Here is a 14,799-nt window from a genome sequence, read left to right as displayed (position 1 = left end):
GGAGTTTTTTAATTATAATAACTTAAATAATGTTAACCTTTTTTAAGCTCTAGCTTATCTGCAAAATATTCGCAAAAGTCTTTCATTGTAGCAGTCATTTTTTCGTCTTGTGTAGCCTTTAAAAAAGTATCAGACATAGATACTAAGGTTTGATGAAAAAATACTTTCATTTCATCTACAGGCATATCTTTAGTCCATAAGTCTATTTTTAAAGATTCTTGGTTTTTACTATCCCATACAGATAAAAGCATTGCTTTTGCCTCTTCATTCTCTATTCCTCCGTCCTGTGCAGACCAGTTTAAGGTCTCTGGCACTCTGTTTTCATCTAGACCAACAGTTAACTTAATTTCTGATGTATGTATTTTTGACATTTATCTTTGTGGTTTATAATTAGATTTTTTAAAAATTTCTTCAGCAGGCAAGCTCAACATTTGCTGTAAAGTCACCTCATTATTATTCATAAAAGAACGTACAATTTGCCAACCCAAAAAGCGCCCTAATCTTCCAGGCGACTCAATATCTAACTCCAACTGAAACTTAGAGAAAGGAGCCGGATCCAAAAAACGCTTATTTAAATCCTTATCTGTACTATACAAGTATTGATTTTCTATAAAATTACGCCAAATTGGTTCTTCATTTGCAAAGGCCCAATCTAAATCTTCCTCACTATACTTTATTTTTTCTGCATCTGTCACAAAAGGTATTAACTTATCTTTTACATATAACTCTTTACCATAATAGACCAATTGCGCCAAAAAAGTTCTATCTCTTGTAGGATAAGGCACAACTTTTTTAGCAAAAGCATTAGCCACATCTGTAATTAAATATTTTTTATTTAAACCTTCAGCAATATAATTTTGTAGTCCTTGGTAAAATTTATGATCAGCACCTAAGTAATTATCCAAACCCAACAGCAAAAGTTTATTTGTTAGTATAACAGGACTGGCATAATTAACATCAGAAATAACCGTAATTACCTTAGGTTCTACTTCTTCAGGAAAGTAATATTTTACGTGTTGGTAAAATAACTTTAAGTCTTGTTCCTCTTTTTTAAAATCGCCAAAAGCAATATTAACTTCTTTTAACAAAGAAATTTGTAATGTATCTCTTAATTTCTCGACCCATAAACTATCTGGATATTGTGCAGGAAATAAGTAGGGGTACTTTTCCTTTAATACAGGAATATCAGCTGGTTTTGCATCAGCTATTTCCCTATCAAACCTAGCAACATCTAGTGTTACATTAACTTTAGCTATCTGTTTTTCTTCTTTAGATTCTTGTTTACAGCCTACAAAAAAGGCAAAAACAAAAAAAAGTATATAAAATGGTTGTTTCATTTAAAAGTAATTACAGTAACATTTTAATATTTAACTGTTACAGTTTATTTTTACAGGATACAAAGTTAACAGTTTTCAACGTAATAAAGGAATTCTATGCAAACAGAAAAAGTAACAGACCATATTGTTAATTGGCTTAAGGATTATGCAACAAAAGCAAACATTAAAGGATTTGTAATAGGTATATCTGGCGGAATAGATTCTGCCGTTACATCTACGTTGTGTGCCAAAACAGGATTAGAGTTACTTTGCTTAGAAATGCCTATACACCAAGCAGAAAGTCAAGTTACCAGAGCTAGCAAACACATAGACTGGTTACAAAACAATTTTGCCAATGTAAAAAGAGAACAAGTTAATTTAACACCTGTATTTGACAGCTTTATAGACACGTTACCAAATGTAGCTAATGAGGAAGATAGATTTTTATCTTTAGCAAACGCAAGAGCAAGGTTAAGAATGACAACTTTATATTACTTTGCAGGATTAAACGGCTACTTAGTTGCAGGCACAGGTAATAAAGTTGAAGACTTTGGCGTAGGGTTTTACACTAAATACGGAGATGGCGGAGTTGACTTAAGTCCTATTGCAGATTTAATGAAAAGTGAAGTATATGATATAGCAAAAGTAGCTGGCATTAATTCTGACATTATTAATGCTGCACCTACAGACGGTCTATGGGGAGATGACAGAACTGATGAAGATCAGATTGGAGCATCATACCCGGAGCTAGAGTGGGCAATGATAGAAGACGCTAAAGGAAACACAAAAGATAATTTTACAGGAAGACAACAAGAAGTCTTTATTTTATACAAAAAACTAAACAGTGCTAACCAGCACAAGATGAATCCAATACCAGTTTGTGAGATTCCAAATGACTTAAAATAGTCAGTCATCGCAGATTATGTATTGTAAAACGAAAAAAAGTTAAATAATAGTAAATTCTAACAAAAAAGTTCCATTTTTGTTGAACAAACATACAATTTAACCTTACATCACTTGTCAGAATAAATTTAACATTGACAGGTTATGCTTAAATTTAATTAAAACCAAAAAAAATGAAAACAGTATTTATTGCAGATAGTCACCCTGTTGTGCAAGTGGGCATTACGCAGATGTTGAGTATAGAGACGGGCTTTAAAGTTATTGGCACTGCTAGAACTTCATCAGAACTTTTTGAGAAGCTGGAAAATGAAACTCCAGATATCTTAATGTTAGAGATGGATTTCCCTGAAATTAACGGGATTGCTTGTTTAAGAAAAATGAAGAAGAATCATCCAGACGTAAAAGTACTTATGTACAGTGGACAGTCTGAGGATGTTTATGCTATTAGCTCTATTAGAGCTGGTGCGCAAGGATACTTATCTAAAAACGCAGATTTAGATTATATAGTAGCTGCATTAGAAAAAATTAGTGATGGAAAAATGTTTATCACTAACGAACTAGCGCAAAGACTAGCTTTTGATGAAGGCACACAAAAACCTAGAAGATTATTTAGAAAACTATCTACAAGAGAGATAGAAGTTTTAAAAATGCTTGCTAGCGGAAAAAGAAATAAAGATGTTGCATTAGGTCTTGGCTTAAATGAAAAAACCATTAGTACTTACAAAGCTCGTTTAATGAAAAAATTAAACGTAGATAATATGGTAGACTTATTACAACAAGCAAAAGCATTAGATATTTTTTAGTAAACTAAATTACTAGATCTAATAAAAAAAGCCAGCTATAAGCTGGCTTTTTTTATTTACTTATTTGTCATAATACAATTAGTATTTAACTTAAGGTAATTTGCATAAATTTGTACCTAGAAAACAATTTAGGTTCTAAAATGCTAAAAAAAATATTTAGAAAAATAATGATTACAATTCTAATAATACTAAGCCTTTTAGTGGCTAGCTACTTTATATTCACTAATTTTTATCCAAGTTTTGGCGGTGATGTTAGTAAAGAACGAAAAACTACATACCAAAGATCTAAGCAATACAAAAACAATAAATTTAACAACACCTTACCCGTACCTAAAGAGCTGAGCTTCTCTGAAACTCTATCATTAGCCTATAAATTTTTCACGACTAAAGTTAAAAACGGAAGACCCCAAAAAGACTTAACTGTACACAAAATAGACTCAACCAATGTTGCTAATTATAAAAAAGGTACTCGTTTAATATGGTATGGTCATTCATCATTTTTATTACAAATTGATGGCAAAAACATACTATTAGATCCAATGTTAGGTAAAGTTGCAGCACCACACTCACTCTTGGGGGCCAATAGATTTAACAGTGAATTTCCTTTAGCTCTAGAAAAATTAAATAAAATTGATGCTGTTCTTTTTTCTCACGATCATTATGACCATCTAGATTATGAGACAGTAATAAAAATTAAAGATAGAGCACAACATTTTTATGTGCCATTAGGAGTTGGCGTACATCTAGAAGCTTGGGGCGTGCCAACAACAAAAATAACAGAGCTAGATTGGTGGCAAGGTACTGAGTTAGACAACTTAACTTTTGTTTGCACACCAGCGCAACATTTCTCTGGCCGTAAGCTTAACAACGGGCAAAGCACACTTTGGAGTTCTTGGGTTATACAATCTAAAGAAGATAACATTTACTTTAGTGGAGATAGTGGTTACGCACCACACTTTAAAGAAATAGGCAACAAATATGGCCCGTTTGATATTGCTTTAATGGAATGCGGACAATACAACCAAATGTGGGCAGACATACATATGATGCCCGAAGAAACAGCTCAAGCAGGCGTAGATGTGCAAGCTAAAAAAATTGTTCCTATACACTGGGCTGGCTTTAAATTAGCTTTACATAGTTGGACAGATCCTATTGTACGCGTTAAAGCAAAAGCTCTAGAATTAAACTTAGAGATGCTAACTCCAGAAATTGGTGATGAAATTATAGTAAAAGACTCTATAAACAAAAGCTCTAATTGGTGGGAGAAATATTAAAATAATTATAAACTCATTTAATTAAGAAAGTACTCTGGCTAATTTTTTACCTAGTAAAGAATTTAAGTTTAGGTAATTCATTATTTCTTGTAAAACTTCAGAATTATCTGTGCTTGGATTCTGGGTTTGTTGTTGTAGCTCCCCTATTCTCTTTTTTATCAAATAGCAACGTAGTGTTAAAATAGTTTCACTTACTAATTGACCAATACCTACATCTTTTGCCTTAGGGTAAATTTCTTTACGTCCCCAATCATGCAAAATGTATTTTTCTTCATCCATTAGTATGGATGAAATCTCTGAAACCAAATCTTGATTTAAACCTCCAATAAACTTGTTAGCCTCAAAATGTTCTTTTTCATTTAAGTTTTCAATCAATTTATAATAAATATCTTTAAACCTAGCATTAGTAAGTTCTATTTCATCTTCTTGTAAGTCTAAATAAATCTTTTCAAAAACACGAGCCTCAACAGTTTCTTTCTCTAAAATAAGATCTCCTTTTTCATCTTCTTTTAGTAGCAAATCATCAAACTGCTGTGTAGTATCACCATACAATAAAAGCAATTCAATTATTTTCTTTTCTAAAACATACTGTACATCTAATTTTTCTTGTACAGGTTCATTTTTAACTACCTGAAAAGGTTTCTGCTCTTGCTTTTTTTGTTTAGCAACATCTGCATCTTCTTTTTTACCAATCTGTGCTAACGTATTAAAAAGTACAGACTCTGAGATGTTCATTAACTGAGCACACTCTTGTATATAAATTTCTTTTTTAATTCGGTCAGGAATTTTAGAAATACTATTTACAATATCGCGTACAGTTTCTGCTTTTTTAATAGGGTCGTTAGCAGTTTCTTTAATTAATAAAGAAGCTTTAAACTGTATAAAATCTTTAGAGTTACTCTCTAAATACTTAAGTACTTCTTCTAAAGAGTTGTTTTTAGAGAAACTATCTGGATCTTCTCCTTCAGGAAAAGTACAAACTCTAACATTCATACCCTGCTCAAGAATCAAATCTATACCACGCAATGATGCACGTAAACCTGCCGCATCACCATCAAACAAAACAGTTATGTTTTTTGTAAGTCTATTTACTAATCTAATTTGGTCTGGTGTAAGCGCAGTACCACTAGATGCTACAACGTTTTGTATACCTCTTTGATGAAACTGTATAACATCTGTATAGCCTTCTACTAAATAACAATTATCTTCTTTTGCAATTTCTTGCTTGGCGTGGTAAATACCGTAAAGTACTTTACTCTTATGGTAAATATCACTCTCTGGAGAGTTTAAATACTTAGCGGCTTTTTTATCATTAGTTAAAATACGCCCCCCAAAACCAAGAACTCTACCGCTCATAGACTGTATAGGGAACATAACACGCCCTTTAAATCTATCAAACTTACGAGCCTCTTTACCCTCTTGCTGCTTAACAATTGTTAAACCTGTCTTCTCTAAATACTCTAACTTATATTTTTTTTCTAAAGCTGTATTGGTAAAAGAATCCCACTGATCTAAACAATAACCAAGACCAAACTTTTTTATTGTTTCATCTGTAAAGCCACGTTCTTTAAAGTAACTTAAACCAATAGCCTTACCCAACTCACGTTCCCATAATACTTCTTCAAAGTATTTTTGAGCATACTCAGACACCAAGTACATACTCTCCTTTTCGTTGGCCTGTTCTTTTTGCTCATCTGTGCGTTCTGTTTCTTCAATCTCTATATTGTACTTTTTAGCCAAGTACTTTATAGCTTCTGGGTAGGTAAAATGCTCGTGCTCCATTAAAAATGCAACTACATTACCCCCTTTACCACTACTAAAATCTTTCCAAATTTGTTTTACAGGAGAAACCATAAAACTTGGTGAGCGCTCATCTGTAAACGGACTTAACCCTTTAAAGTTAGTTCCAGATTTTTTTAACTGTACAAAATCGCCAATAACCTCCTCTAAACGAGAAGTTTCATAAACTTGGTCTATAGTAGATTTAGAAATCAATTTTTAGTAAATTTTAAATAAGAGGGTAAATATAATGAACAAAACTGGCAAAAAACAAACTAATCTAAAATAAGTGTTTTTTGCATACACCCCTGTTTTCAGGGTGTGTATTTTGGCTAGCCAAGGGGTAATTTAAACTCTATAATGGCCGCACCTTTGTAACATCAAAATTAAGTAATCAAAAATTAATCTAAAAAAAATTAAAATTATGAGTTGGGGAATTTCTTTAATATTATTAAGCATTTTAGCTGTACCGTCTTTACTACTTTCTAAAAAACCAAATGCGAAAGAATTACTTGCAAAAATAGAGCCTTACCAAGGATGGATTGGAATGGTATTTTGTTTCTGGGGAATTTGGGGAATTGTTAGTGCTATTTTAACTATTGGCTGGTTAAGTACTTGGCCAATACTATGGATAACTTATTTAGTAGGAAACATTGTTACTGCTGCCTTAGGATTTATGTTAGGTTTTGGGTTGATAAACAAATATGTACTATCTAAAAACGAAGCTGCAAAAGAAAAAGCAGAAGAATTAAGAGCTAAAATTGCACCTAAGCAAGGGAAATTAGGTTTAGTAGGTCTTATACTTGGAGCTTGGATGATTGTTTCATCATTCTTATTTGTAGTAGCCTAATAACAAACAATACTTATTTGGTTGATAAGGAAAAGAATCTTGACTAGTTTAAATTGTCTCCGTAGTTTTTACTTGCTCAAGGTTCTTTATTTTTACAAATCGAAACAATAAAAAAAATCCTAAGTAACTTACTTAGGATTTTTCTGTTTTCTACAAATAATTAAAGATCAAAACGCAATCCTAAAGAAATATTATGTTGGTCTACTAAAGCATCTTTAAAAATAGGATTAAGATCGTACTTAACATATAATGTTGTATCACCAAAGCCTGCATACGCACTTAAACCATAAATAAGGTCTGATGTGTTGTAATCTCTTTTAAACTTATCTTTTACTTTTTTGCCGTTCTCTTTGTATTTTAATTTTTGACGTGTTCCTATATTAAATCCGCCATAGGCACCAATACCAATTCTAAATTTATTGTCTAAATAATAACGCATTTTTTCTTCTGTTTCTTCTTTTCTAGATGGTCCAAACTCAAAATGCACAGGAAATACCAAGTTATCCATTCTAAGTTTTGATTTGTCTAAATCATACTCAAACTCCTGCAGTTCTGTTTGGTTACCATTCTCTACAAAGTATAAGTTATCATCTAACTTAAGTCCGTTAAACTGAAAAGAGAAACCATAATTTAAACGGACTGCATTAGAGTTTTTAAACAGTCTAGTTCTCCAATTAATTCCCATTTCAAAAAAACGACTACCACCTATTTTATAAGGAGAATCATCTAAAGATTGTCCGTCTATAATTGCATTGTTTAATCCAACAGCCAATACAAGTTCAGACACGGTTCTAACATCATACTTAACTTCTTGTTTTTTAGTTTCACTGTAAAAAATAGATTTGTCGTTAAATTTGATATCAAAAACATCTACCTCTACCTTGGTTGATAATGAATCTAATGAAGCAAGCTTATCTGTACCATTACGCTCTAATAATGATATTTTATTATCAATAATAGCAACCCTATTCTCTATATTTAAAGCTCTATTTTTTGCTGCCTCAGTTTTTAAATTTTGCGCCTGTTGTGCTGTTATTTCATTTTTTTCTAAACGCTTAGTTATAGCCTCTATTTCTGTTTTTAGTGCCTCTTTTTCATACAATCTAATTTGCTCTTTTTCTTTTAACAATAGATCTATTTTAGATTTAATTTGTTCTTGGGCAAATGATAGTTGCACACAAAAAACTGCTATAATTAATAAAATGTAATGTGTTGTTTTTTTCATAATAATTAAATTTTAGATGTGTTTTACTATTCCCCTAGCATATTGCAAACACAATAAGCTAGAAGAAAATATAAAACTCTGATTGATGAATGTTTATTTGTTAGTTAGTACGTGCGGCTACCGCAGTTTTTAATTTAAGGTAACGCCTTTTTAGGTTGTCAAAAATTTTATCTCTAAAGCTTACATCTAATTCACTTTCTGCTTCTATTAGTAAGGCCATAGCGTCTACAGACATACCTGCTTTAATTGCTTTTTCTGCTAAAATTTCTTGTTGCGCATTACGTAGTAAAGAGTCTACTTCTGCATCTGTAACTGCAATATTATTTTCCTCTAGCAAGGCTAGTTTCTCCATTACAACATTTAGCTTTGCATCTATAATTGTTTTCTGTGGCTGGTTAACTTTTAATTGTTTATTCGTTTTTTCATTTGCAACTATCTCTGCCTGTTCAGTTCTTTTAAATTGATTCTCTGGAGTTTCAATTTTTGCATTCTGCTTAATTATAGTGTTTTTCTCTTCTTTTATAATTATCTCTTTAGATGCTACAACAGTTGTATTTTCTTCTTTAAAAGGTGCATTAGTTTTTAAAATTGATTTTTTGCTATCATCTACTTTATCTGTACCTACCACTTGCGGCTTACTGTTACTAGATGTAGGCGTATTAAAAAACCAAACAGATGCTATTAATAAGCCTATTAAACATGCTGCTATTGCAAAATATGCAGATTTGTTATTTTTACGTTTTACAGGCTTATTTTCTAGACCTGCAGCTATTTTAGACCACGCATTTTTAGATGGTTGAATCTCCCGATCTTGTAGCTTATCTTTTAAATGTTCTTCAAATTTTAAAGGTGCCATTGTTTTATTTTTTTAAGATTCTATTGTTAATGAATCTGATTCTTTAATTTTTTCTAATTTCTCTTGCAGCATTTTCCTTGCTTTAAACAATTGAGATCTTGATGTGTTTTCTGAAATATGTAACTGCTCTGCAATTTCTGAATGTTTATACCCTTCTATTGCATACATTACAAAAACTACTTTATAGCCTTCTGGCAAAGCATCTATTAGCAACTGTACTTGTTCTACATCTAAATCTGGTGTGCTAGTAATGTGCTTTGGTGCAGAGCGCTCATAAACTTCATCATCAAAAACTATATGCTGTTTTTTACGTAAAAAAGTAATACTCTCCCTAACCATAATTTTACGAACCCACCCTTCAAAACTACCTTCAAACTTAAAAGTATCTAAGTACTTAAATACTTTTAAAAATGCACTTACCATAACATCTTCTGCAAATTGCAGATCTTTTATGTATTGCCTACATACGCCTAGCATTTTAGGAGCGTATTTATTATACAAACGCTCTTGCGCCTCCCTGTCTGCAGCAGCTGCTTTTTTAATAAGCGTATTCTCGTTATTGTAAAGTTTAATAATTTTCACAGTGATGGTGTTCTATAAGTATAGACAACAAACATTACTGTAACGTTGCCCAGAAAATAAATTTATTTTAAAATAAACTACAACGCATTGATTACCAGATGAATAAAATTATTATTTTTTTCTGTCTACTACGTAATTTACCATTAGTTCTAGCGAACTTTTATAATCGGACTCTGGATATTTACTTAATAAAGCAAGAGCTTCGGTTTTAAAAGACATCATTTTCTCTTCAGCATAAGCTAAACCACCACTATCTTTCACAAAATTAATTACCTCTTTAACTCGTTTTTTGTCTTTATTATGTTTTTTAACTGAGTTTATTAACCAGTTTTTCTCTTTTTTTGTGCAGTTATTTAGTGTATAAATTAAAGGAAGCGTCATTTTCTGCTCCTTAATATCTATACCCGTAGGCTTACCAATTGCCTCTTCTCCATAATCAAACAAATCATCTTTTATTTGAAAAGCCATACCTATTAGTTCTCCAAATTTCCTAAATGTTTCTACATCATCAGAATCTGGATTTACAGAACAAGCTCCTAAACTACAGCAAGCCGCAATAAGTGTAGCTGTTTTTTGTCTAATTATTTCGTAGTAAATATCTTCGGTAATATCTAGTTTACGTGCTTTTTCAATTTGCAACAACTCACCTTCACTCATTTCGCGTACAGCTACTGAAATAATTTTAAGAAGGTCAAAATCACCATTATCAATAGAAAGCAACAATCCTTTAGACAGTAAAAAATCGCCAACAAGTACTGCAATTTTATTTTTCCAAAGTGCATTTACAGAGAAAAAACCACGACGCTTGTTACTATCATCTACAACATCATCATGTACCAAAGTAGCTGTATGTATTAACTCTATAACAGATGCTCCACGGTAAGTACGTTCGTTTACTTTGCCACCAGAAACCAATTTTGCTGTTAAAAACACAAACATTGGCCGCATTTGCTTTCCTTTTCTGTTTACAATATAGTATGTAATTCTGTTAAGTAAGGCCACTTTAGAAGACATAGATTCGTGAAACTTTTTTTCAAAAAGCTCCATTTCTTTGTTTACTGGGTCCTTTATTTGTGCTACTATTTTCAAAAAGGCAATTAGTTAAATTTGGAAAGGTAAAAGTAATTAAAATATTATATTCATAAGCTATGTTTTACATTTTAGTAATATAATAGACTACCCCTGAAAACAGGGGTAAAACTTTCCCTACAAAAAGGTCTATTTAATCATAAAAATAGCTTCATCTTTGCCATATAATTATTAACAATAACAATTTTAAAAATCACACTAAGATGAAAAAAAATCTATTTGTAGCAGCAATGTTACTTTTTAGCTGTAGCGCAATTGTAAATGCTCAAAAACTTAAAAAATTTGGAAGTTCTGTTGAGAAGAAAATAGGACCAAAAACAATTAAAGTACCTTACACAGATAATATTAGCTACTTAGGTTATGCATCTCCAGGTAATGAAGATGAAGTTAAAGACAATAAAAAGTTTTACTACATATACGTTTGGGTACCTTTAGCTGCTCCAGAATTAGGAGTAAGAATGGTTTCGCCTGCAAATGGTGATAAAATTAAAAATGCTGTTAAATCTGCAGATTTTGATGAGCACGCTTCTACAAAAGACTTTTTTGACACATACATTACTTTAGAAAGATCTGATATTGTTTCTGCTGATAAAGTTACTACAGAAGGAGCTAAAAGCGCTAACTGGGTTACTTTAGCATCTAATGATGATACATCTGAATTACCTAAGCAACCAAGTGGTAGCAGCTACAACTCTTTGTTACGTTACAAAAGTGAAATGAGCAACCCTACAAAAGCATTAACTGCTGGTTTATACAGAGTTGGTTTTACAACTTACAAAAGAGGTGAAGTTAAAGGAACATTTTTAGCCGAAGTTGCTGCTCCAATAAAAATACCAGGAGTTGTTATGGCAAAAACTATAGATGAGTTAAAAGCTCAAATGAAATAAAAAGAACATTGTGGTTAATGTGTTTTTTTAGAAAAAGGCAGGTGATTTATTTCATCTGCCTTTTTAGCTTTTATTAGCTAACTGTCCGCAAGCAGCATCTATATCTTTACCTCTAGAACGCCTAACAGTAACTGTTATACCATTGCGTTCTAATGTTGCAACATACATATCTATGGCCTTACTAGCAGCTTGCTGAAACTCCCCATCGTCTATAGGATTGTATTCTATTAAATTGACTTTTGATGGTGCAAATTTGCAAAAATCTACCAATGCATTAGCGTCATTCTGCGTATCATTAATACCATCCCAAACTACATACTCGTATGTAATTCTACTTTTAGTTTTTGAGTACCAATATTGCAACGCCTCTCTTAGATCTTTTAATGGAAACGATGCATTAAAAGGCATTATAGATGTTCTAATTTCATCTATAGCAGAATGTAATGATACTGCAAGCTTAAACTTAACCTCATCATCTGCCATTTTCTTAATCATTTTAGGAACACCTGAGGTAGACACTATAATTCTTTTAGGTGACATTCCTAAACCTTCTGGAGACGTAATTTTATCTATAGCTTTTAGAACGTTATTATAGTTCATTAAAGGTTCTCCCATACCCATAAACACAATGTTACTTAGTTTACGGTCAAAATACAATCTACTTTCATTATCTATAGCAACTACTTGGTCATAAATCTCATCTGGATTTAAGTTTCGCATACGCTTTAACCTAGATGTTGCACAAAACCTACAGTCTAAACTACAACCAACCTGACTAGATACACAGGCTGTGGTTCTTGTTTTTGTTGGTATTAATACAGATTCTACTATTAAATTGTCATGTAATTTTACTGCGTTTTTTATAGTACCGTCACTACTACGCTGCATCTGATCTACCTTAATATGGTTTATAACAAAGTTAGCATCTAACTGTTGCCTAGTTTCTTTAGACAAGTTTGTCATAGCCTCAAAAGAGTGTGCTCCTTTTTGCCACAACCACTCGTACACCTGGTTTCCTCTAAAGGCTTTGTCTCCTTGAGCTACAAAAAATGCTCTAATTTGTTCCTTAGTTAAGGTTCGTATGTCTTTCTTCTTAATTGTTTCCACAGTACTAAAGGTAGTAGATAAAAGTTAATCCCGCCAATTTCTATACAAATAGAAAGCTGACGGGATTTTAATTGTATGTATTAAAATGTTAATTAGATAATTAACATTGCATCTCCGTAAGAGTAAAATTTGTAGCTTTCTAAAATAGCCTCTTTGTATGCTTTTTTCATAAGGTCATGACCTACAAAAGCAGAAACCATCATTAACAAAGTAGACTTTGGTAAGTGAAAGTTTGTTACCATAGAATTAGCAATACTAAAATCATAAGGAGGAAAAATAAATTTATTTGTCCATCCTTCATACGTATTTAAGTGTCCGTTAGAAGAAACAGCACTTTCTAAACCACGCATTGCTGTTGTACCAATAGCACAAATTCTACGCTTACCATCTATAGCAGAGTTTACTACTTCTGTTGCTTTTTCATCTATAACCAACTCTTCACTATCCATTTTGTGTTTAGATAAATCTTCTACCTCTACCGGGTTAAAAGTACCTAAACCAACATGTAAAGTTAACTCTGCAAAATCTACACCTTTAATTTCTAATCTCTTTAATAAGTGTTTAGAAAAGTGTAAGCCTGCTGTTGGCGCAGCTACAGCACCTTCGTGCTTAGCATATATTGTTTGGTAACGATCCTCATCTGTCTCCTCTACATCTCTTTTAATGTATTTAGGAAGTGGAGTTTCGCCTAAATCTTTTAATTTTTGTCTAAAGTCTGTATAAGAACCATCATATAAAAAGCGTAATGTTCTACCTCTAGATGTTGTGTTATCTATAACCTCAGCTACTAGAGTTTCATCATCACCAAAATATAATTTATTACCAATTCTTATTTTACGAGCAGGATCTACTAAAACATCCCATAAACGTTGTTCTGCATTTAACTCACGTAATAAAAACACTTCAATTCTTGCTCCAGTTTTTTCTTTATTACCGTATAAACGAGCAGGAAAAACTTTAGTATTGTTTAAAACCATTACATCACCTTCATCAAAATAGTTGATTAGGTCCTTAAACATTTTGTGTTCAATTTTACCGGTTTCTCTATGTATTACCATCAATTTAGCTTCATCCCTGTGTTCTGATGGATACTCGGCTAACAAATTGTCTGGAAGTTCAAAATTAAAGCTAGATAATTTCATTTAATATTTTTTATGATGTTAACGGTTATACATAACCAATGAAAACTAAAAAGATATTTATTTTTATGTTAATAAAAAAGCACCCAATGTTTTACCATTTAGTGCATATTTTCTTAATTTTTGTTTTATGCGATTGCAAATATACTATCCTAGCATAGGCGTTGTCAAGTAAAACACCAATTAAATAACAATATACCAGTATTTAGGCCTCTTTTATGCCAAATTTAAGCTGTTTTAAATCTGTCCAGAAATCTGGGTACGATTTTGACACTACTCCTGCATCATTAATAAAAATTGTTGTTTTTAAAGCCAAAGGAGCAAAAGCCATTCCCATTCTGTGGTCATTGTACGTATCTATAGCAATGTCTTTATTAATTTTAGATGTTGATTTTATAGTTAAAGTTTTGTCTGTAACCTCTATAGACGCTCCTAATTTTGTCAGTTCTATTTTTAGAGCTTCCAACCTATCTGTTTCTTTAATTTTTAAAGTATGCAAACCTGTTAAATGGCACCCTAAACCTAAACCAAATGTAGTTACCGCTATTGTTTGCGCAATATCTGGGGCATTGCTAAGGTCTTTTGTAATTTCTTGTGTTTCTTTATCTGTTATCTTTTTTAAAATCACTTTATTATCTAAAAAAGTAGTTTCTACCCCAAAGTCTGTGTAAATATCAGCCAAAACACTATCTCCTTGCAAACTATCTTTTTTATATGCTGATAAGCTAATCTCGGTACCAACAGCAGACATTGCAACAATACTGTAATAGTAAGATGCCGAGCTCCAATCTGACTCTACAACCAATGTAGTATCACTAACAGATTTTTTTGACTCAACCTTAATAGTATTACCCTCAAAAGAGTTTTTTACTCCTATTTGAGTAAGTAGAGCAAGTGTCATTTTTATATAAGGCACAGAGGTAATTTTACCTACCAACTCTAACTCTAATCCATTATCTAAACTTGGAGCTGTTAATAATAATGAAGAA

General features: G+C 32.0%; 14 protein-coding genes and 1 pseudogene. 5 read left to right on the top strand and 10 right to left on the bottom strand.

All coding sequences use genetic code 11. The features are described 5' to 3' along the window. Positions 1 to 32 precede the first annotated feature (32 nt). Both gldC and gldB read right to left on the bottom strand, forming a co-directional pair. Entirely contained in the window at positions 33 to 371 is a 339-nt protein-coding gene (gene gldC / locus ABJD66_RS03685) for a gliding motility protein GldC (RefSeq protein ID WP_303540791.1), read from the bottom strand. Further along, positions 372 to 1,337: a gliding motility lipoprotein GldB gene (gene gldB / locus ABJD66_RS03680; RefSeq protein ID WP_348128358.1), complete on the bottom strand. Its 966-nt coding sequence runs from the start codon at positions 1,335 to 1,337 to the stop codon at positions 372 to 374. It abuts the gene before it with no gap. A 96-nt stretch (positions 1,338 to 1,433) separates the two neighbouring features. Between gldB and nadE the strand changes: the two genes are divergently transcribed. The 3 genes from nadE (at position 1,434) to ABJD66_RS03665 (ending at position 4,296) form a co-directional block, all read left to right on the top strand. Beyond that, positions 1,434 to 2,222 carry an NAD(+) synthase gene (nadE, locus tag ABJD66_RS03675; RefSeq protein WP_100893760.1) on the top strand — a complete coding sequence of 263 codons (789 nt, stop codon included), beginning with the start codon at positions 1,434 to 1,436 and terminating at the stop codon, positions 2,220 to 2,222. Between the two features lie 170 nt (positions 2,223 to 2,392). Next, positions 2,393 to 3,022, top strand: coding sequence for a response regulator transcription factor (locus ABJD66_RS03670; protein WP_013621571.1), 630 nt, complete (start codon positions 2,393 to 2,395; stop codon positions 3,020 to 3,022). Positions 3,023 to 3,189: 167 nt separating this feature from the next. After that, positions 3,190 to 4,296, top strand: a complete 1,107-nt coding sequence (locus tag ABJD66_RS03665) for an MBL fold metallo-hydrolase (protein WP_348128354.1) — start codon at positions 3,190 to 3,192, stop codon at positions 4,294 to 4,296. A 21-nt stretch (positions 4,297 to 4,317) separates the two neighbouring features. Here ABJD66_RS03665 and dnaG read toward each other — a convergent pair whose 3' ends face one another. Beyond that, on the bottom strand, positions 4,318 to 6,291 hold the full coding sequence (gene dnaG, locus ABJD66_RS03660) for a DNA primase (protein WP_100893761.1): 1,974 nt from the start codon (positions 6,289 to 6,291) through the stop codon (positions 4,318 to 4,320). Between the two features lie 208 nt (positions 6,292 to 6,499). Here dnaG and ABJD66_RS03655 point away from each other — a divergent pair, with 208 nt between their 5' ends. Continuing rightward, positions 6,500 to 6,925 carry a hypothetical protein gene (locus ABJD66_RS03655; protein ID WP_100893762.1) on the top strand — a complete coding sequence of 142 codons (426 nt, stop codon included), beginning with the start codon at positions 6,500 to 6,502 and terminating at the stop codon, positions 6,923 to 6,925. 160 nt (positions 6,926 to 7,085) lie between these two features. Here the strand turns inward: ABJD66_RS03655 and ABJD66_RS03650 are convergent, their stop codons facing one another. From ABJD66_RS03650 to ABJD66_RS03635, 4 genes are all read right to left on the bottom strand, one after another. Then, complete coding sequence (locus tag ABJD66_RS03650) at positions 7,086 to 8,150, bottom strand: hypothetical protein (RefSeq protein ID WP_100893763.1); 1,065 nt, start codon at positions 8,148 to 8,150, stop codon at positions 7,086 to 7,088. Between the two features lie 100 nt (positions 8,151 to 8,250). Beyond that, positions 8,251 to 9,006, bottom strand: a complete 756-nt coding sequence (locus ABJD66_RS03645) for a hypothetical protein (protein ID WP_348128350.1) — start codon at positions 9,004 to 9,006, stop codon at positions 8,251 to 8,253. Positions 9,007 to 9,018: 12 nt separating this feature from the next. Further along, complete coding sequence (locus ABJD66_RS03640) at positions 9,019 to 9,588, bottom strand: RNA polymerase sigma factor (protein WP_348128347.1); 570 nt, start codon at positions 9,586 to 9,588, stop codon at positions 9,019 to 9,021. A 111-nt stretch (positions 9,589 to 9,699) separates the two neighbouring features. Next, positions 9,700 to 10,677: a polyprenyl synthetase family protein gene (locus ABJD66_RS03635; RefSeq protein WP_100893766.1), complete on the bottom strand. Its 978-nt coding sequence runs from the start codon at positions 10,675 to 10,677 to the stop codon at positions 9,700 to 9,702. Between the two features lie 203 nt (positions 10,678 to 10,880). Here ABJD66_RS03635 and ABJD66_RS03630 point away from each other — a divergent pair, with 203 nt between their 5' ends. Next, positions 10,881 to 11,564, top strand: coding sequence for a Lipl32 family lipoprotein (locus ABJD66_RS03630; RefSeq protein ID WP_100893767.1), 684 nt, complete (start codon positions 10,881 to 10,883; stop codon positions 11,562 to 11,564). A gap of 63 nt (positions 11,565 to 11,627) precedes the next feature. Here ABJD66_RS03630 and rlmN read toward each other — a convergent pair whose 3' ends face one another. The 3 genes and pseudogenes from rlmN to ABJD66_RS03615 form a co-directional block, all read right to left on the bottom strand. Continuing rightward, positions 11,628 to 12,671, bottom strand: coding sequence for a 23S rRNA (adenine(2503)-C(2))-methyltransferase RlmN (gene rlmN, locus ABJD66_RS03625; protein WP_348128343.1), 1,044 nt, complete (start codon positions 12,669 to 12,671; stop codon positions 11,628 to 11,630). 92 nt (positions 12,672 to 12,763) lie between these two features. Continuing rightward, a complete protein-coding gene (gene queA / locus ABJD66_RS03620) occupies positions 12,764 to 13,813 on the bottom strand; it encodes a tRNA preQ1(34) S-adenosylmethionine ribosyltransferase-isomerase QueA (protein ID WP_100893769.1) in 1,050 nt (349 codons plus the stop codon). Positions 13,814 to 14,015: 202 nt separating this feature from the next. Beyond that, positions 14,016 to 14,799 (bottom strand): annotated as a pseudogene (locus tag ABJD66_RS03615) (3-phosphoshikimate 1-carboxyvinyltransferase); the annotation flags it as partial.

Source organism: Cellulophaga sp. (assembly GCF_039943695.1).
Classification (GTDB): domain Bacteria; phylum Bacteroidota; class Bacteroidia; order Flavobacteriales; family Flavobacteriaceae; genus Cellulophaga.
The sequence above is the reverse complement of the archived record's forward strand: the minus strand, read 5'-3'. Positions and strand labels throughout refer to the sequence as shown.